At 37.4% G+C, this 19429-nt stretch carries 18 protein-coding genes; 14 read left to right on the top strand and 4 right to left on the bottom strand.

Annotated features, from left to right (window positions below; genetic code table 11):
* Positions 1-6 precede the first annotated feature (6 nt).
* Positions 7-774, top strand: coding sequence for a TatD family hydrolase (locus WNY79_RS09535; RefSeq protein ID WP_342875736.1), 768 nt, complete (start codon positions 7-9; stop codon positions 772-774).
* On the opposite strand, the gene WNY79_RS09530 is transcribed toward WNY79_RS09535, so the two are convergent.
* Positions 741-1361 carry an AhpA/YtjB family protein gene (locus WNY79_RS09530; protein ID WP_007581635.1) on the bottom strand — a complete coding sequence of 207 codons (621 nt, stop codon included), beginning with the start codon at positions 1359-1361 and terminating at the stop codon, positions 741-743. The genes WNY79_RS09535 and WNY79_RS09530 overlap by 34 nt on opposite strands.
* A 152-nt stretch (positions 1362-1513) precedes the next feature.
* Between WNY79_RS09530 and serB the strand changes: the two genes are divergently transcribed.
* Entirely contained in the window at positions 1514-2542 is a 1029-nt protein-coding gene (gene serB / locus WNY79_RS09525) for a phosphoserine phosphatase SerB (RefSeq protein WP_342875735.1), read from the top strand.
* 20 nt (positions 2543-2562) lie between these two features.
* On the opposite strand, the gene WNY79_RS09520 is transcribed toward serB, so the two are convergent.
* Positions 2563-5040, bottom strand: coding sequence for a PilZ domain-containing protein (locus tag WNY79_RS09520; protein ID WP_342875734.1), 2478 nt, complete (start codon positions 5038-5040; stop codon positions 2563-2565).
* A 358-nt stretch (positions 5041-5398) separates the two neighbouring features.
* On the opposite strand from WNY79_RS09520, the gene radA reads away from it, so the two are divergent.
* Positions 5399-6784, top strand: a complete 1386-nt coding sequence (gene radA / locus WNY79_RS09515; RefSeq protein WP_024598620.1) for a DNA repair protein RadA — start codon at positions 5399-5401, stop codon at positions 6782-6784.
* A gap of 75 nt (positions 6785-6859) precedes the next feature.
* Positions 6860-7792: a hypothetical protein gene (locus WNY79_RS09510; protein ID WP_342875733.1), complete on the top strand. Its 933-nt coding sequence runs from the start codon at positions 6860-6862 to the stop codon at positions 7790-7792.
* A 231-nt stretch (positions 7793-8023) separates the two neighbouring features.
* On the opposite strand, the gene argE is transcribed toward WNY79_RS09510, so the two are convergent.
* On the bottom strand, positions 8024-9184 hold the full coding sequence (argE, locus tag WNY79_RS09505; protein ID WP_342875732.1) for an acetylornithine deacetylase: 1161 nt from the start codon (positions 9182-9184) through the stop codon (positions 8024-8026).
* 224 nt (positions 9185-9408) lie between these two features.
* On the opposite strand from argE, the gene argC reads away from it, so the two are divergent.
* From argC to WNY79_RS09455, 10 genes are all read left to right on the top strand, one after another.
* Entirely contained in the window at positions 9409-10419 is a 1011-nt protein-coding gene (argC, locus tag WNY79_RS09500; RefSeq protein WP_342875731.1) for an N-acetyl-gamma-glutamyl-phosphate reductase, read from the top strand.
* On the top strand, positions 10420-11187 hold the full coding sequence (argB, locus tag WNY79_RS09495; RefSeq protein ID WP_342875730.1) for an acetylglutamate kinase: 768 nt from the start codon (positions 10420-10422) through the stop codon (positions 11185-11187).
* Positions 11188-11194: 7 nt separating this feature from the next.
* Positions 11195-12127: an ornithine carbamoyltransferase gene (locus WNY79_RS09490; RefSeq protein WP_024590034.1), complete on the top strand. Its 933-nt coding sequence runs from the start codon at positions 11195-11197 to the stop codon at positions 12125-12127.
* Positions 12124-13326 (top strand): argininosuccinate synthase, encoded by a 1203-nt coding sequence (locus tag WNY79_RS09485; RefSeq protein WP_007581653.1) that lies wholly within the window; start codon positions 12124-12126, stop codon positions 13324-13326. Before WNY79_RS09490 ends, WNY79_RS09485 begins: the two co-directional genes overlap by 4 nt.
* Positions 13327-13377: 51 nt before the next feature.
* The gene (gene argH, locus WNY79_RS09480; protein ID WP_007581654.1) at positions 13378-15243 is read left to right on the top strand and encodes an argininosuccinate lyase; all 1866 of its coding nucleotides are present in this window, start codon (positions 13378-13380) and stop codon (positions 15241-15243) included.
* A 264-nt stretch (positions 15244-15507) separates the two neighbouring features.
* On the top strand, positions 15508-15708 hold the full coding sequence (locus tag WNY79_RS09475) for a hypothetical protein (protein ID WP_342875729.1): 201 nt from the start codon (positions 15508-15510) through the stop codon (positions 15706-15708).
* A 16-nt stretch (positions 15709-15724) separates the two neighbouring features.
* Positions 15725-16258: a hypothetical protein gene (locus tag WNY79_RS09470; RefSeq protein ID WP_342875728.1), complete on the top strand. Its 534-nt coding sequence runs from the start codon at positions 15725-15727 to the stop codon at positions 16256-16258.
* Positions 16259-17263: 1005 nt separating this feature from the next.
* Positions 17264-17782 carry a hypothetical protein gene (locus WNY79_RS09465; protein ID WP_101217553.1) on the top strand — a complete coding sequence of 173 codons (519 nt, stop codon included), beginning with the start codon at positions 17264-17266 and terminating at the stop codon, positions 17780-17782.
* The gene (locus WNY79_RS09460; RefSeq protein WP_342875727.1) at positions 17775-18302 is read left to right on the top strand and encodes a hypothetical protein; all 528 of its coding nucleotides are present in this window, start codon (positions 17775-17777) and stop codon (positions 18300-18302) included. Before WNY79_RS09465 ends, WNY79_RS09460 begins: the two co-directional genes overlap by 8 nt.
* Position 18303: 1 nt before the next feature.
* A complete protein-coding gene (locus WNY79_RS09455; protein ID WP_024590027.1) occupies positions 18304-18819 on the top strand; it encodes a hypothetical protein in 516 nt (171 codons plus the stop codon).
* A gap of 32 nt (positions 18820-18851) precedes the next feature.
* Here WNY79_RS09455 and coaD read toward each other — a convergent pair whose 3' ends face one another.
* Positions 18852-19343, bottom strand: a complete 492-nt coding sequence (coaD, locus tag WNY79_RS09450) for a pantetheine-phosphate adenylyltransferase (RefSeq protein WP_024592299.1) — start codon at positions 19341-19343, stop codon at positions 18852-18854.
* Positions 19344-19429: the final 86 nt, after the last annotated feature.

The following is a 19429-nucleotide window of genomic DNA, read 5'->3' as shown; positions in this document are numbered from 1 at the left end:
GTAACCGTGCAATTTATTGACTCTCATTGCCATCTCGACTTTAGCGAGTTTGATTCAAATCGTGAATCGCTCATAAACGAGTGTGTAGCAAAGGGAGTTAATCAGTTTGTTGTGCCAGGTATTACGCTTGCTCAATCGCATACCCTCATAAAGCTCAAAGCAACTTACCCAAGTATAAAAATAGCCGCAGGGCTACATCCTTACTTTTTAGAGCAACATAAAGAATCGGACATAGAAGCGTTATTTGATTTTGCGACTGCAAATAAGCGCCAACTGGTAGCTATTGGGGAGTGCGGGCTTGATAGAAGTATTGAAAACCTCTCTAAACAAACTTACTTATTTGAACAGCAAATAGGGCTTTCTAATGAGCTAAGCTTACCGCTTATTGTACATCACAGACAAAGCCATGATTTAATTGCGCAATCGTTTAAACGTTGTAAGCCAATAAATGGGGGAGTGATTCATGCATTTTCGGGGGCAATCCAACAAGCGCAGTATTATATTAAACACGGCTTTAAGCTTGGCGTAGGCGGTGTTATTACCTATGAACGTGCAGTTAAAACTCGTGCTGTTATTGCTGCTATTGAGCCAGAGCACTTAGTGCTTGAAACAGATTCTCCCTCAATGCCACTAAGCGGCTTCCAAGGTAAAGTAAACACGCCATTACATATACCAGATGTGTTTAACGCGTTATGTGATTTAAAGCCACGCAGCGAAAGAGAAGCGCTTGCAAAACAGCTTTACGATTCTTGCTCAGATGTTTTTTGCATATAACGGTTTACTTGCCAGCGTTTTAAACCTCGGCCTAATTGCCACGTAAAAATACACGCAATCACTAGCATTAATAGTACCTGCCGACCTAAGTCATGAAAATGATTATGGCTGTCGGATATTGCAGCGCGAGTTAAATAAGTAACAGACACAAAGCCTATAGGGCGGTCATCATCGCTTATCACGGGTTCCATAAAAGGTGTTTTTAGTTTACTAATACCCGGTGTTGAGTCTGGAAGCTGTCCATAAATATGGTGTGATTGCCAATTGTCACTACTGGCAATTAAAATGCCTTGTTGATCATAAATAGTGGCAGAAAGCACAAACTCATCTTTACTTATATCGTTACAAATGGCGTTGAGTTGTGGTTTATTCTTTTCTATGAGCGGTGTTTTAACATTTAAAGCCATAAATTGAGTGAGGCTTTTTGCAGTGCTATCGGCGCTATCGTATAACAATTGATGACTTTGAAAACTACTATTAACGCCTACCCAGCTTAATAATACAAAACAGCCAGCCGCAAGTATTAAGCGAACAAGTCGCTTTCTTTGTGAAGCGGTAATAGGGTTTTTAATATGGTTATTTTTCATAGTCACCGTTTATGCTGCTGACAGCATTTTGATTTGATGTTACAACTACACTAACTATAACCTTAAACCCCACCTGATGGCGAATTTAGTGTTGAGAATACCAGTTTTGATATGCCAACTATCAGGAAAATAAAAATAAACACGGAGATCCCATGTCGCAAATCAACATGGCACAGCCAACTGCTGAGCAGCCATTACAACACTTAACTTTAAATAAATGGTTTGGCTTTAGTGATGGTGTATTTACATTTCTTGATTATATTCCCAATAAAGCATTAGGGTTATTCAGCATCGCGTTTGCAGGTGATTTTGAAGAAAAACACATTGTGAGCATTATTGATTTTTTAGCTACGCATAACCAAACCGTCACTGCTATATGCCAATATCAACCAGATTTAGGGCTTGCACCTGCATTGTGTTTTTACGCGCAAAATGCAGATAAAACTATAAACCCGCTCGTGCTACAAGAATTTTCAACCACTCTAGATTGTCAATTAGTGCAAGTTGTTACTCCACCTAATTTATATGAGCCTGGTTTATTGGTTATGGATATGGATTCAACTGCAATAACTATTGAGTGCATAGACGAAATAGCACGCCTTGCAGATGTATACGATGAAGTTGCCTCTGTAACCGCACTTGCTATGGCCGGTAAGCTTGATTTTAGCGAGAGCTTAAATCAGCGTGTAGCGAAGCTTACAGGTATTGAAAAAAGCTTAATTGAAGAGCTAAAAAATGCATTGCCTTTAATGCCTGGTATTAAAGCATTATGCCAAATTTTAAAGCAGCATAATTGGTATTTAGCAATAGCTTCTGGAGGTTTTGTACCGTTTGCTGAGCGCGTTCAAGAGCTTATTAATTTAGATGAAGTACACGCTAATGTGCTTGAATTTAAAGACGATAAATTAACAGGTAAGGTACTGGGTACAATTGTAGACGCGCAGCAAAAAGCGGTTATTTTAGAGGCGCTTCAGCAAAAGCTAGGGTTTAAAAAAACACAAACTGTAGCTATTGGAGATGGCGCAAACGATTTAGTAATGATGGCAAAAGCAGGCCTTGGTGTTGCTGTACATGGTAAACCTAAAGTAGTTGAGCAAGCGCAAGCAGCTATTTGTGAAGGGTCATTATTGCAATTGCTGTATATGTTGGCTATTCCGTTAGAAAAACAACCAACACTTTAAAATAAATTAAGTTAAACCGCTTAGCGTAAGCGGTTTAACCAAATTAGCTTACGACGGCCCATTTGTTCAACTTGCTCTTTTTTAAGTTCTAAATGGCTTAAAGCTTCTTCAGTTATATCTACTACGTCACCCACACCCGCAACAGCCCATAAGGCTTCTTCTAAATCTTTTGCTTTGTGCATTGCGTATTGGCTTACGTATTTTAGCTCATTAGAGAGGTAGTCAGTGTCAGGGCGACCTGTGCGCGAAATATATAAACGCATTACAAATATAAGTTGGGATGTAATGTCTTTACTAATTTGTTTATAAAAGCTTGAGTAGTCTTCGCCTAAAGTGCATTGGCTAACAATGGCCTCTTCAATGTTACCCTTACGAGGGTCGAAGTTAATCGCGATTGTGAAAGCAAGCGGTGCATCTTGGCGACTGCGATCTTTTATATTAGGCGTTATAACATTAATAATTTGCTCTTCGGTAAGAATACTCGAAAAGTCAGTTTTGTTACTTAATAAACCAAAGTTTTGTAAAATAACATGCATAGGGCTTGCATATAAACCATAACCAATTGCACCCGTTTTAAAGTGTGCAGCTTCCTTGTGTAAATACAGTGGAAATTGGCATACACTTTTCGTCACCATATTTCTAAGCGCGGTAGATAAGCCTTCTACTTTAGGTGCTTCTTCAGATACTTTAAGTTTGTCTTTATTACCTTCTATTAACTGAGTGAAAAAGGTTACGCCAGCATGGGGTAACTCAGCAATGCGATTCGCTTTTAGGTTAATAGTAGTGAATGACTTACTAATAGCCATTACTTCGTACTTTAGTTCGCTAAGTTTATGCTTTTTAGTTATTTTTTGAAGCTCAGGAAATGTTAAAAGTACTATATCCCCTTTTTTGAATGTAGCAGGTTGCTCGCACTCTAACTGTAAACCCATCACTGAAAAATCACGTGTATAACCGTTAAATACTTCACCATTAATTGTGATGCTAACTGGTGTCTTATAAAGGTAGCGCTTATGTGAGCGTAAATTTACGTATTCAAGTGGCACAATGTCTAAATAAGGTGGCGTTTTGTGTTTGGCGTGGCCAAAATGCTTAAGCTGATTTACTAACGCTTTGTCAAAAGTAAGTTGTTTATAACTCGCTTGCTCTGTTTTATTGCCGATACTTGTTAGTACTACAATATATTTAACGTCTTTTATAAGGCCCTTTACGCGAGGTGATGGCGGCTTATTGAGTTTTTCTATATTTTCACCAGCACTATTAGGTAGTGAAAGGGGTATAAAAGAGTCATCAGGATGGCTTGGCATTATTTGTATTTTAAAACACTTCCAGCTCTCTTTTTGGCTACCAAAACCTAAAAATAGATCACGTAACTTGGGGCTATTAGTTAGTTCGGTACGTGTCGCTGAGTAGTAATAAATTTTACCTGATGATACATGAGTAAATGTATAAAGATAATCTTCTTTGACCGCAGTAATTTGGGTTAGTAATTGTGTAATGCGTTGATGATTAAGTACATTGTACAAACACGGTATTTTTCTTTCATCGGTAAAATAGCGTTGGATAAAAATATTATTTTCAGTAGTAAGGCTAAGACTTGGATAATATTGATCATCTTTTTTGCTTAAAAATACATATAAAGACGTTACGCGAGGAATGTAGTATTGTTCATATCCTTTTGATACTACAGCATCGAGTGTGTTATCTAAATTCACTTTATAACGACGTTTATTACCGTGAATAAAGCTTTCTAAAAAGTCATTAAAGGCATCGTTATTTTCGATATAAGTGCGTTTTAAGCGAATATGATTAAACTCACGAGAAATATTTTCAACGGCAACAACTTCGTATTGAATACCGTTTTTTAAGCCAAGCTCAAAGTCTTGTTCAAGGCCAACTAAGCGCATTGCAATTAGCTCGCCTTTTTTTATAGAGTAGCGTGTTGCAAGCTTAACTTTACAGCCGCTCAAAGATATATCTGAGGTGCTAGCTGCAATGTTCTGTTTATCTTTGTAATCAATAGTTACTTTTATTGAGTAATTCATCCGCTCTTCACGGCGGCTCTCGTAAGAGGCAAACTTAATGACTTCAGTGCTTAAGTTATTTTCTAATTCTTGTAATTCTGATTTTTCGGCGGCTTGTTTTTGTAATACGCGGTGATTATTTTCTGTATTCATAACAGCTTCGTAAACAGCTAAGGTGTATTCACCATGCTGTTTAAGTGCTTTTTCAAACACTTCAATGGCAGTGTCATCCATAAAGTGTTGTTTGCCGTTATGCTCATACGGTTTTACTTGGCCTGTTACTAATCCACGAAGATCAACAAAACGTGCCACTGGCTGAGATAAGCGTGACATTTCCATTTTCATCAAAAATTGCTCAGGTTTGGTTAACCCCGCAGTTTTTGATTTGAAAATCAGGTCAAATTTAGCATTGCCTAAATATGTTTTTAACTCATTCACGAGGTCTTCGTGTTTGAGCATTATGTCATCAGCCATTTATAAAACCATCACCGTCTAATTGAAAAAGTAGGTATACTATTAAGTCCATTTATTAGAAATTCAATAAACGTTAAATCGCGCTATGTTATTAATATAGGTACGATTATTTAAGTAACTACCGTTTAGCTCTTGTTATTTATGTGTTATTTGCCATTTTATTGGCAAATTACTTTAAACTATTTCAAAGCAAAAAGTATGCCCTAAATTATAGCTAAAAAGAAACACCATGTGTATTTAATGATTGTGACGGTAGATTTTTACGCAGGCAAGAGTTTGTTGCTAAGTAAATGCTTGAAATGGCAAAATATGCGTTTAATGGTAAGTATTTTCAAAATTAAAGAATAGTAGGTAATAAATGACTAAAGCGGCAAAAATAGAGTTTGTGTGTACAGAATGTGGCATGAACTACCCTCGTTGGCAAGGTCAGTGCCGCTGCGGTGCATGGAACACATTAGCAGAATTTAAACCTTCAGCAGGACAAAGTAAAAAAGCGGCAGTGCGATCAAGTGTTGGTGGTTATGCTGGGGGTATTGGTGGTGGCTCTAAAAAAATTAATGATATTGCTACGTCAGAGGCAGAAAAGCAGCTAACAGAAATTGGCGAGCTCGATCGTGTGCTAAGCGGTGGTGTAACTACCGGCTCGGTTAATATAATTTCGGGTGATCCAGGTGCTGGTAAAACAACCTTACTATCTGACTTAGTGGCGAGAATGTCACAACGTATGCCGTCACTTTACTGTACGGCAGAAGAGTCTTTATCTCAGTTTAAAAACAGGGTAAATCGTTTAAAGTTAAACTATAACCCTGATGAGCTTTATTTACTTTCAGAAACTAGTGTTGAAACTATTATTGAAGAGCTCGAGAAAAATAAAATTAAGTTTGCTGTCATTGACTCTATTCAAGCTGTTGTAACCGATACGGCAAATGGCAGCCCAGGTTCGCCATCGCAAGTAAAAAGTGCAGCCCAAGCGTTAACTCAATACTGTAAGCAAAATGATGTAACCATGTTCATTATTGCTCACGTAAATAAAAATAACGAAATAGCAGGCCCTCAAACACTCGTACATATTGTCGATGCGCTTTTACACATAGATACCAATGATGGGCAAATTCGAACCCTTAGGGCAAATAAAAACCGCTTTGGTGATATTGATACTGTGGGCATTTTTAAAATGTGTGAACGTGGGATGTTGAGCGTGGATAATCCAAGCGAAATATTTTTATCGGGTTCTACAACCGATTCACCAGGGTCTACAATTACCTGTATTCGTAAAGGCAATCGTAATTTATTGCTCGAAATTCAGTGTTTAACGACCGAAACCGAGGCAGAATTTCCGCAGCGTGTTTGTGTTGGTTTAAATATGAACCGTATAAAAATGCTGACTGGTATATTACGCAAACACACTAAAACTAAAATATTTCACGATACTTTTTTTAATATTGTTGGCGGCCTAAGAATTGATGAAACAGAAACGTGTATTGATTTAGCATTGGTTACCGCATTACTTAGTAGCTTAAACGAATTTGTTGTACCTCGTACCACGTGTATTATGGGTGAGCTTAGCTTAAACGGCGATGTACGCCCAATCGACAGTGGTGTACCACGTGTTAAAGAAGCCGCTCAGCATGGTTTTACAGAAATATATATTCCATTTCGTAATTATCATAAATCAATGGAAGGGCTTGGCGCTAAAATTACGCCAGTTAAAACAGTACATGAGTTGCTTAGTTTAATTAATTAACACTTACGGGTGTTAATTTGTAATGTTACTCTTAAGAAAACTCGGTTTACACAAAGAATAGAATAAGGAAATAACATGAAAAAGTTAGTAATAGTTGCAGCAATTGTAGCTGCGGGCGTTGGTGGCGTGAGCTATGCAAATTATGTAGCTACACAAGAAGTGCGTGTAGAAGTAGATAAGCAACTTGCTTTAGTAAGCGAGCAAACTGGCGCTACATTTAAATACGCTGGTTTATCGGCAAGTGTTATTTCAAAAAGCGTAGAAATAACAAACATGGAAGTAATAAGTCCTGAGGGTGACAATGTTGCTAATATTCAAAGCATTGAAATAACTGGTTACGAGCCAGATAAAATATCACCGCATACATCATTTGATGTAAAAAGCTTTCAGTTTGATAAAGATTTTGTTTCAAAATTACCTGCAGATACAAATGAAATGCTAGCGTCGGCAAGTTACGATTTACATTCATCACTTGATTACGATGAAGAGTCTGGCAACAGTGATGTTGTGGTTAAGCTTGATGCAAAAGATATTGTTAGTTTTAATATGGATATGGGCTTGGCTAATTCAAAAGCATTAATGGATGCTTCATTGGCGATTAATAAAGCACAGCAAGAAGCGGGTAACCAGCCACTTACTTACGAGCAAGAGTTGCAGCAGCAAACACTTGTTATGCAAGCAATGAGTAAGTTAGAGCCACGTAATGTTAGCTTTGTTTTAAATAATCAAGGTAAGCTAAAAGATTTATTATCAAGCGAGCTTGAAAAGCAAGGTATGACGCTTGAGCAGATGGAAATGACGCTAGAGCAACAGTTGCAACAAGCGCCTGTTACTGAAGACATAGCCGCAGCTTTAACTAGCTTTGCTAAAGGTTTAAATTCATTTAGCGTATCTGCAAAGCTACCTGAAGGTAAAACCATGATGGAAATTAATCAACAAGTTATGATGCTAGTAGGGCAACCTGAAGAGCTAGTTAAGTTTATTAATTTAGAAGTTAAAGGTGATTAAATATTAGTATTTAATTATACCAACTCCAATAAATAGCTGATCTATTTTACTTGCTAAAACAACCCATTTCTTTGTTGTAAATTTCGCAAAGGGAACAACCATTTACATCAATTTACGCCTAGAACTGAATTGTTTTTTCGGCGTAAAATTTAGATCACATACTTAATGGAATTGGTATTATCTAATAAAGGCGCCAATTGGCGCCTTTATTATTTGTGTTGTTATAAGCAGCTAGTGACCCTGATAGCTAAAGCAATTAGCTTTAATAATATCGGTGATTATTTGTTGTGATGGTTTTATTTTTTCCATCGCTAAAAACTCGTCAGGTTGATGCGCTTGGTTAATTGAACCTGGACCCATTACAATTGTTTCACAGCCAAGTTGTTGTATAAAAGGAGCTTCAGTACAGTAATTTACCGCGACCGCTTTTTGCCCCGCTATTTTTTCAGCCATTTTTACTAAAGCACTGTCGGTGCTGCCACTAAATGCCGGAATGGGTTCGTGTAAATCAATAACACTCACAGCGTTAGGGTATTGATCATTAATTTCTTTCGTTGCATCGAGTACTAATGCTTGTAGTTCTTTAATGCTTAAACCCGGTAATGGGCGCATATCTATATGCATTTCACAGCAACCACAAATTCTATTCGCGTTATCGCCCCCATGAATATTACCTAAATTTAATGTTGGATAAGGAATTTCAAAGTGATTTATTGAATACTTATGCTTTAGTTGCTCTTTTAAGAACATCAATTTTGTAATCACTTTATGCATTACTTCAATGGCGTTAAGGCCACGTTCGGGATCTGAGCTATGCCCAGAGCGACCAACTACTCTTATTGCTGTACTCATATGGCCCTTGTGCATAAATACTGGAGTCATATCAGTAGGTTCGCCAATTATACAGCGCGCAGGTTTTAAATTAGGGTGCTTACATATTTGCTGTGCACCTGCCATAGTTGTTTCTTCATCGGCAGTGGCGAGTATTAAAATAGGTTGAGTTTGCTGCTTTTCATCAAGCTCACTAATCGCATGTAATACAAAAGCAAAAAAGCCTTTCATATCAATGCTTCCTAGCCCGTACAATTTATTGTCGAGTTCGGTAAGTTTAAACGGATTGTGGTTCCAGCGGCTGTCATCAAAAGGCACTGTATCAGTGTGGCCCGCAAGCATTAATCCGCCATCGCCTTTCCCGCGTTTTGCTAATAAATTAAAGCGGCCCTTACCGCCTTCTAGTTCAATAATTTCACACGTAAAACCAAGTGTTTCACACCAGTTTGCAAGGAGTTCGATTACGTTTTTATTGCTCATACACAGGTTGTCTTCAATTGCGCTAATAGAAGGGGCTGCAATCAATTGTTGATACATAGAAATAAACGAAGGCAAAGGCATAAAAAAATCCAAAATTATTATTCAATTTAATTGCATAACAATATAAAAGTATTTATGATGAATATCAATTCACTTTTTAAGCATAAATATATTAAAGTAAAGCTATGAAAATAATGCGACGATAATCTACAAATTCATTAAATTAAGTCTTAATTTAGCGTTTTAGCTAGTTTAAGCGAACAACATATATATTTAGCAGTAAATTTAAAAATAACGAGTAATCAATGAATGTAGTTATTATTGGCGCAAGCGGTTACAGCGGCGCAGAGTTAGCAAGCTTAGTTGCTAATCATCCAAACCTTACCTTAACAGGCTGTTATGTATCTGAGGGTAGCTTAGATAAAAATAAATTACTAAGTGATTTATATCCAGAGCACCTTGGCTTACTAGATTGTCCTTTACTTCCTCTTAGTGCATCAGCTTTTGATGACATTCAAAATGATGCTGACTATGTATGTTTATGTACCGATCATAAAGTAAGTGTTGATTTAGCGCCTCAATTTTTAGCTATGGGTAAAAAAGTATTTGATTTGTCTGGTGGTTATCGCCTAGCAAGTAATGATGATTACGTTACTTACTATGGTTTTGAGCATCAACACCCAGAGCTTTTAAATGAAGCGGCTTACGGTTTAGCAGAGTGGAACAGTGATGCTATAGCTAACGCAAAGCTAATTGCTGTTGCAGGCTGTTACCCAACTGCCGCACTTAATGCACTTAAACCGCTTAAAAAAGCAGGCTTATTGAGCAGTGAAAGTATTATTATTAATGCCGTATCGGGTGTTACGGGTGCCGGGCGTAAAGCGAGTGTAGGAACACATTTTTGTGAGGTATCGCTTGCACCTTATGGTTTGTTTAACCACCGCCACGGTCCTGAAATTGAACAACACCTTGGCCACAAAGTGTTATTTACACCGCATTTAGGTAATTTCCCGCGCGGTATTTTAGAAACTATTTATGTACAACTTAAGCCAGGCGTTACCAAGGAAAACGTTGCATCGGCTTATCAAGTACTTGCTAACGAGCCATTAATTCGTTTGTTAGGCAATAAAATACCTTCAATTAAAGGTGTAGCTAAGCAGCCATTTGTTGATATTGGTTGGCAACAACAAGGCACGCAGTTAATTGTAATGTCTGCGATTGATAACTTATTAAAAGGCGCTGCTGGACAAGCTTTGCAGTGTATTAATATTTCTATGAATTTAGATCACACTACGGGCTTAAAAGGAGCGTTTTAAATGAGTAAAAAAACGTGGGTTATTAAACTCGGTGGTGCAGTACTTAATACAGAAAATGCAGCAAAAGCGTTATTTGACGTGCTAAGCGAGCAAAAAAATGATGAGTTTGTCATTGTTCATGGCGGTGGTTCTTTAGTAGATACATGGCTAAAGCAAGCGGGTTTTGCTAGTGCTAAACACCAAGGTTTACGTATTAGTCCAGCAGAGCAAATGCCTTATATAGTTGGGGCACTTGCAGGTTGTGCTAATAAACAATTAATGACTCAAGCGATTAATGCAGGGCATAAACCTGTTGGCTTAAGCCTTTTTGAGGCGGGTGTGACTGCTACTCAAAAGCTAAAAGCGCTTTGCTTAGTAGGTAAATGCACAAGTAACGACGATTCTATCATCAATGATTTACTTAGAATTTCTCGTTTACCTATTGTTAGCTCTATCGGCTTTGATGAACAAGGCTTGTGGTACAACGTAAATGCAGATGAAGCTGCAGCGGCTATTGCCAGTAATTTAAATGCAGAACTAATTTTTATGACGGATGTAGAAGCGGTACTTGATGCAAATAAACAACCGTTACATCAACTTGACACAAAACACATTGATACTTTAATTACAGATGGAGTAATTGTGGGCGGGATGGAGGTCAAAGTTAAGACCAGCCTTCACGCTGCCCAACATTTACGACGCGGTGTGTATATTTCCAGCTGGCAAAAGCCAGAAAATTTAACTGCTCTGCTGCAAGGTGAGCATGTCGGAACAAAGATTACACCATAGGTTTATTATGTTTGAGAATTTTTTAACGGGTTTAGAATTAGACCAAGAAGGCGCACTTAATTTATTAAAGTTAGCGCAAGATATAAAAGCAAAGCCAGAAAAATACAGCCAAGTATTATCAGGAAAATCAATCGTAACATTGTTTGAAAAGCAAAGTTTACGTACACGTTTATCATTTGATATAGGCATTAATCGCCTTGGCGGCCATGCTGTTTATTTAGATCAGCAAAATGGTGCTATGGGTGCACGCGAATCAATTAAAGATTTTGCACTTAATATTTCTACTTGGGCCGACGGTATTGTAGCGCGTGTTAATCAACACAGTACATTAACTACGTTAGGTGAATATTCATCGGTACCTGTGGTAAATAGCTTGTGTGACTTGTACCACCCTTGCCAAGCTCTTGCTGATTTTTTAACACTTCAAGAAGTACATGGTGATGTAAGTGAGCTTAAAGTAGCTTACTTAGGTGAGGGCAATAACGTGACTCATTCATTGATGTTACTTGCTGCAACGCTAGGTACTGACTTTGTTGCTGTAACCCCAAAAGGGTGTTCGCCAGATTCACAAATACTTAAGAAAGCTGAGCAAATTGCAGCAATGAATGGCGCATCAGTTATGGTGAGCGATAGAGTTGAAGCTGCGGTTGGTGCAAATGTTGTATACGCAGATACATGGGTATCAATGGGTGATACAACGCCGCTTGAGCAAGTAAAAGAAAAATACATGCCTTATCAATTAAATCAGGCATTGCTAGATCAAACTGGTGCGACTACGGTATTACATTGCCAACCGGCACACCGTGAATTTGAAATTACCTCTGAGGTAATGGATGGTCCAGCATCTAAAATTATTCAACAAGCAGAGAATCGCATGCATGCGCAAAATGCTCTGCTAGTTACATTACTAAATCCAAATTTTGTTAAGGAACACCTATGAGTTCAATTAAAAAAGTCGTTTTAGCCTATTCTGGTGGTCTTGATACGTCGGCTATCGTTCCATGGTTAAAAGAAAACTACGGCTGTGAAGTAATCGCGTTTGTTGCTGATGTAGGTCAAGGCGCTGAAGAGCTTGAAGGCGTAGAAGCTAAAGCAATTGCCTCTGGTGCATCTGAATGTTACGTAGTTGACTTAAAAGATGAAATGGTAAGTGATTACATTTACCCAACGCTTAAAACAGGCTCAATTTACGAAGGCACTTATTTATTAGGTACGTCTATGGCGCGCCCAATTATTGCTAAAGCACAAGTTGAAATTGCACGTAAAGTAGGTGCTGATGCACTTTCTCATGGTTGTACTGGTAAAGGTAACGACCAAGTTCGTTTTGAATCATGTTTTGCTGCTCTTGCACCTGATTTAAAAGTAATTGCGCCATGGCGTGAGTGGGACTTATCGAGTCGTGAGTCATTACTTGATTACTTAGCAGAGCGTGACATACCGTGTTCAGCATCGGCTACAAAAATTTACAGCCGTGATGCTAACGCATGGCATATTTCGCACGAAGGTGGTGAGCTTGAAGACCCATGGTGTCAACCAACTGAACAAGTATGGACTTGGACTAATTCTCCAGAGCAAGCACCAGATAAATCAGAACTAGTAACATTAAAAGTTGTTGAAGGCGAAGTGGTTGCTGTAAATGGCGTAGAACTTAAACCTTACGATTGTTTAGTTAAATTAAACGATATTGCATCGCCTCATGGTGTTGGACGTGTTGATATTGTAGAAAACCGTTTAGTTGGCATGAAGTCTCGCGGTTGTTACGAAACCCCAGGCGGCACAGTCATTATGGCAGCGCTTCAAGCCATTGATGAGCTAGTGCTTGATAAAGCAAGCCGTAAGTGGAAAGAAGTACTCGGTGGCGAGTTTTCGCATTTAGTATACGACGGCCGTTGGTTTACACCTCTTAAAGATTCTATTTTAGCCGGTGCAGAAGCACTTTCTAAAGTGGCAACAGGTGAAGTTGTACTTAAGCTATACAAAGGCCAAGTAACTGCAGTTCAAAAGCAGTCACCAAATAGCTTATACAGCGAAGCATTTGCTACATTTGGCGAAGATGATGTGTACGACCAGTCACACGCTGAAGGCTTTATTCGTTTATTTTCGCTTTCAAGCAGAATTTCAGCATTGGCTAAAAAGTAAATTATTTATAGCCCCTTGTAAAAGGGGCACTACAGGGTTTGGAGAGATTTCATGGCATTATGGGGCGGACGTTTTTCTACGGGTCCAGATGAGGCGTTTAAGCAATTTAACGACTCTCTTCCCTTTGACTACCAGTTAGCAGAGCAAGATATTATTGGCTCTGTGGCATGGGCTGGTGCACTTGAACAGGTAAGTGTACTTTCAAGTGATGAGCACACAAGATTAGTGGCTGCATTAAATGAGCTGCTTGAAGAAGTTAAAGCAGATCCACAAGCGGTAGCTACTTCAGGTGCAGAGGATATTCATTCACATGTTGAAGCTGCATTAATCGAAAAAGTAGGTGATTTAGCTAAAAAATTACATACAGGCCGAAGCCGTAATGACCAAGTTGCCACCGACTTTAGATTATGGTGCCGTGATACGGCTGACCATTTACTAGATGCTATTGCACAGCTTAAAGGCGAGTTTGTAGCGCTTGCAGAGCGAGAGCTTGGTACAATATTACCAGGTTACACGCACTTGCAACGCGCACAACCAGTACTATTTAGCCACTGGTGTATGGCATATGTAGAAATGCTAGAGCGTGATGAAAGCCGTTTGCAAGATGCTAAAGCGCGCATGAATTTTTGCCCATTAGGCAGTGGTGCATTAGCCGGCACAGCTTATCCGATTGATCGCCAAGCATTAGCACACGGATTAGGTTTTACAGCGGCTACAAAAAACAGCCTTGATGGCGTATCTGATCGTGATTTTGTGTTAGATCTTTTAAGTTGTGCGTCTATTTCGATGATTCACTTATCTCGTATGTCAGAGGATCTGATTTTTTATAATTCGGGTGAAGCCGGATTTATAGAGCTTGCTGATAACGTAACATCAGGCTCATCGCTCATGCCTCAGAAAAAAAATCCTGATGCACTCGAGCTTATTCGCGGTAAAACCGGACGTGTGTTTGGTGCATTTAGCGCTATGATGATGACGTTAAAAGCGCTGCCACTTGCATACAATAAAGATATGCAAGAAGATAAAGAAGGCCTGTTCGACGCTATGCCAACATGGCTTGCATGTATTCATATGGCGCAAGCATGTATTAAAGGCGTTAAAGTAAACGGTGATAAGACACTTGCTGCAGCAAAAGGAGGGCATGCAAACGCCACCGAACTTGCTGATTACTTAGTTGCTAAAGGTGTGCCATTTAGAGAAGGGCATCACATTGTAGGTGTACTTGTACAGCTTGCGATTAGCGAAGGTAAAACGCTTGAAGAGCTATCGCTTGAGCAGTACAAATCAGTAAACACTGTATTTGAAGACGATGTTTACCCAGTACTTGAAATTGATGCATGTATAAAAGCACGTAAAGCCCTTGGTGGGACGTCTATTGAACAAGTAACGAATGCTGTTAAAGAAGCCAAAAAAAAACAGCAAATAACGGTACGTGATGCAAATTTAGATGATGTAGAAGCAATTGCCACGCTTATACAGCATTGGGCAACGGTAGGTGAAAACCTGCCTCGTGCAAAAAGTGATATGGTGCACTCTATTAATGAGTTTGCAGTAACAGAAATAAATGGAAAAGTGTCGGGCTGTGCGTCGTTATACATTTACGATACCGGCCTTGCTGAAATACGCTCATTGGGTATAGACCCAAAAAGTAAAGTGTCGGGGCAGGGTAGACAGCTTGTAGATCATCTACTTACTAAAGCCAAAAAATTGGCACTTAACCGAGTTATTGTATTAACACGTGTACCAGATTTTTTTGAACAACAACGTTTTACTTTTTGTAGCAAAGACTCTTTGCCTGAAAAAGTAATGAAAGATTGTGAACTTTGCCTTCGTAAAGAAAATTGTGACGAAGTAGCAATGGAATATATTTTGAAGCTAAGTACACGTGCGGAGATCCCGTGTAAATACGTAGCTTAAACTCCCTGGATACAAAAACGTACGGTTATCCCTGTGCGTTTTTTTATGTTTGCAGTAAACTGGTCGGATCTGTTTGGTTTGATTATATAAGTATGTTTTGAGTGAGTTTTGATGTGTCAAAAAAAGTTGGCACATTGGTTGCTTTGTATGAGGTAGATAGCAAAATAGCTATCACTACTTTAAACAGGTGATGCATTTATCTACATAATAATGTGGTTAAAAGTTGCACCAAATATAATTAAAACTTTTACAAGGATCAATCACATGCAAGTTTCAGCTAATAGCCAAGTACAAATGCAAGCATACAACAAAACACAACAATTAAAGCCTGCAATGGAACAAACTGCTAGCCCTAAAACCCTGCAATCTGATACAGTAAGCATTTCTCAAGAGGCTATTGCTGCAGCAAGTAGTGATAGCTTACAACGCGGCGGGGGCAGTGTAATGCCTGTCAGACCAAAGTAATAATTTAAGGTTTTAAATGATTCTAACTGAGCTTTTTGGGTTGTTCTCACTGTCTGCTTTTACGATGTGGGGATTTCTGATGACTTTCTTTTTTAATGTGTTTGTATACTCATTAGATGTAAAAAGAGGTACAACTCTTCTGCTCAGTTCATTTATTATGATGATATCTTATACCTTATCTGACTACTTCTATACATGGCTTTCTATTAAAAGCTCAATATACTTGGATTGGGCTTTGTATGATATTTCTACTATTTTAGCGTTAATATGTATATATAAAATAACAGAAAAAACAACACCTTCTTTTTTGTATTTAATTGTTGGATTGTCTATAAATTCGATTTTCTTTTTTTGTATGTATTTAGATATGTATATATTCGGAAATATGGAACGATGGTTTTTTTGGGATGTTTATACATACGCAGTTAATTTAATGGACTTAATTATGATAGTCGCATTAATTGTTGATAGAGACTTCCTCGGTCTTCATAAATTAAAGAACAAAATCCTCAGCTACTTCAAGTCAAACGATACCCATAAAGTAACTTAGTTTAAAATGTACTTAACTGGTGCTTTTCTGGATTATATAAATGCTTTTACACAATGGGGCTTTTTAATGGCCTTTTTGTACTGCTTAGTATCTAGTGTCAATATTAAAAATAAATCCCTTCTCATTACATCAAGCATTATGTTGTGTTCATATTTTTTAAGTGGATACTTTACTATATTGAATGCTCCTTATTTAGATTGGATTTTATATGATTTTCTTACCATAGTAGCGATACTCTTTTTTATAAAAATTGACTTTATTAAATGTTGCCCAAGTGCCAATTTTATTCTGATAGGTTTAGTCATTAATAGCCTCCTCGCATCAGTAATGCATTACGATCTATATATTCTTTACCACTTAGATGAGTGGTGGTATTGGAGTTTTTATTCTGTTGGGAGTACTTTAATAGATGTATTGATGATGCTCTCGCTAATACTTAATAAAAATCTTATAAAAATGTCGCCTTTAAAAATTATTAATTTGAATAAAAAAAATCTTAAGAATAATGAGTGAACTCATAATTAGCCCAACAGTTTCTCTGTACATAGGTGTATTTGTACAATGGGGATTTCTTATGGCTTTTTTGTACTCCCTTGCTCATTCGATTAATAAGCCTAATAAAGAAAGAGTGTATTTGTCTTTGGTTATGAGTGTTTCATATTCGTTTAGTATATTTACAAATATGGATACGGTAACTTATCTAGATTTTTTGTTTTCCGATATTTTAACTCTCCTAGTTATTATTTCCCTTAGGCAGCTCTGGCATGATGGTATTACCTATTTATATATTATTACTGGTTTAGCTATAAACTCAGCTCTACACTTTCTCATGCATTACGACATCTATATATCAAATAATACAAGCTACTGGTGGCTTTGGAATGCTTACGCGATAGGGGTCAACGCTGCTGATTTCATAATGGTAGCTATATTTTTTATAAACAAAGATTTTTTATGCTTGATGAAATTTAGAAATGGTTTGATTACGAGTTTGAAGAGGGCATGATGGCTGACATATTGTGGGATCTGGTAGCGATTAGAGATTATGTAGGTATTTTTATTACATGGTTCTTTGTAATTGCATTTCTTTATAATTTGTCAGCAAGCATAAACAGTCCCTATAAAAATACAATGTACCTTTCTGGTATTATGATGATTTCGTACACCTTAAGTACACTGTTCGATATGGTTATAGTGTCTCACTTAAACTATTTTTACTTCGATATTGTAACTCTAATTATTATTTTTACGTTTAGGTACTACAGCCAAAGCCCAATTCCTACCGCATTTTATTATCTTGTGTTTGGTCTGAGTATTAATGCATCTTTATTTTTAGCTATGCATTACGATATAGAGATTTTAGGTACTCTATATTATTGGTGGTTTTGGAACGTTTATGTATTTGGTATGTACTTTACAGATTTGATAATGCCATTAGCGCTTATCTTTAACAAAGATTTTTTAGGTCTAGTTAAGCTTACTAAATTTTTAACTGAAAAATTTAAAAGGTCACGCAATGCATGATTTTTTATGGCAGCTGGCTAGTTTATACGACTATATAACTATTTTTACTACATGGTCTTTTGTACTCGCTTTTTTATATAATTTGTCTGCAAGCATTAACAAGTCTGACAAAAGCTGCACACAACTTGCATTCATTATGATGGTATCTTACACCTCAAGTATTTTTATGGATCCCTTGAGCAACACACCCCATTTGACCCTTTTTATATTTGATATCGTAACTATGTTTTTTCTGATTATATGGCGGATATACTTTAGTAAAAACCTCCCCGTAGCCTTTTATTATCTTTTAGTTGGACTTAGCTTTAACGCATTTGTTTTTTTTGGAATGCACTACGACAGTATTGTTTTAGGAAATTTGGATTATTGGTGGTTTTGGGCCTTATATGTAATAGGGCAAATAATTTCTGATTTAACGATGCTTTTAGTTCTCCTAATTAATAAAGACTTTTTAGGTTTGGTTGCATTAAAACGGTATTTACTTAATCGTATAAAAAACACTCATCAAAAGGTTGAATAAAATGGAGGAGCTATTTTGGCAATTAAATTCAGTTAACGAATATTTTGGAATATTTATTACATGGCTTTTTGTTTTTTCTTTTTTATTCACTCTATCAGCGGCTATTAATAAGCAAGATAAAAGCCGAGTTCACCTTTGCTTTATTATGATGGCTTCGTATACATTTAGTTTGTTTATGGACATAACTACTGCGGCTCCGCATTTAAAGTTGTTTATATTTGATGTACTAACAATTGCCGTTATTTTTATGTGGCGTATTTTTTTAGGACGTAAAATACCGTACGGATTTTATTATCTTATTGTAGGGCTTGCTATCAATGCCTCACTGTTTATGGGGATGTATATTGATAATACTCTTTATGGCAATTGGGATTTTTGGTGGTTGTGGATGCTGTATGGTTTTCTTATGCCTATTATTGATATCACTATGGCGCTAATACTAATTATCAATAAAGATTTGCTAAAACTTGTTTGGTTAATTAAAAAATTAAAATCATCTATACAAAAGCCGAATTAGCGCATACAAGTTATGCGCTAATTCGGGAAGTGTTATTGGGCACCACAGCCCAATTTAGTTTTTAGCGCTTTAACAATTACAGGGTCTACAAACTCGCTTACATCACCATTGTGGCGAGCGACTTCTTTAACGAGTGTTGATGAAATAAATGAATTTCGCTCTGCGGGTGTTAAAAATACACTTTCTAAGTCGGGGTTCAGGCGGCGGTTCATGTTAGCTAATTGAAATTCATAGTCAAAATCAGATACAGCTCTAATACCGCGAATAAGCACATTAGCATTGTGATCGCGTGCAAGATCAGCCAATAAACCAGAAAAACCAATCACCTTAACATTATCTATGTGGCTTAAAATAGAGTTTGCAAGCTCAACACGTTCTTCAAGGTTAAAGCAGGGTTTTTTACTTGGGTTATTAGCAACCGCAACTAATACAGTATCAAACATTTTAGCTGCACGTTGAATAAGGTCTGTGTGCCCATTAGTTAGTGGATCAAAGGTGCCAGGGTAAATTGCAATAACTTTCATAATGTTCACTATTTATTATTTTAGCGCTAGTTTAACAGTGTTTATGCCACAAAGCAGCCTAGCTAAAAAAGCATATAAACACTTAC

It is taken from the genome of Pseudoalteromonas sp. AS84, assembly GCF_038900255.1.
Classification (GTDB): Bacteria; Pseudomonadota; Gammaproteobacteria; order Enterobacterales; family Alteromonadaceae; genus Pseudoalteromonas.
The sequence above is the reverse complement of the archived record's forward strand: the minus strand, read 5'-3'. Positions and strand labels throughout refer to the sequence as shown.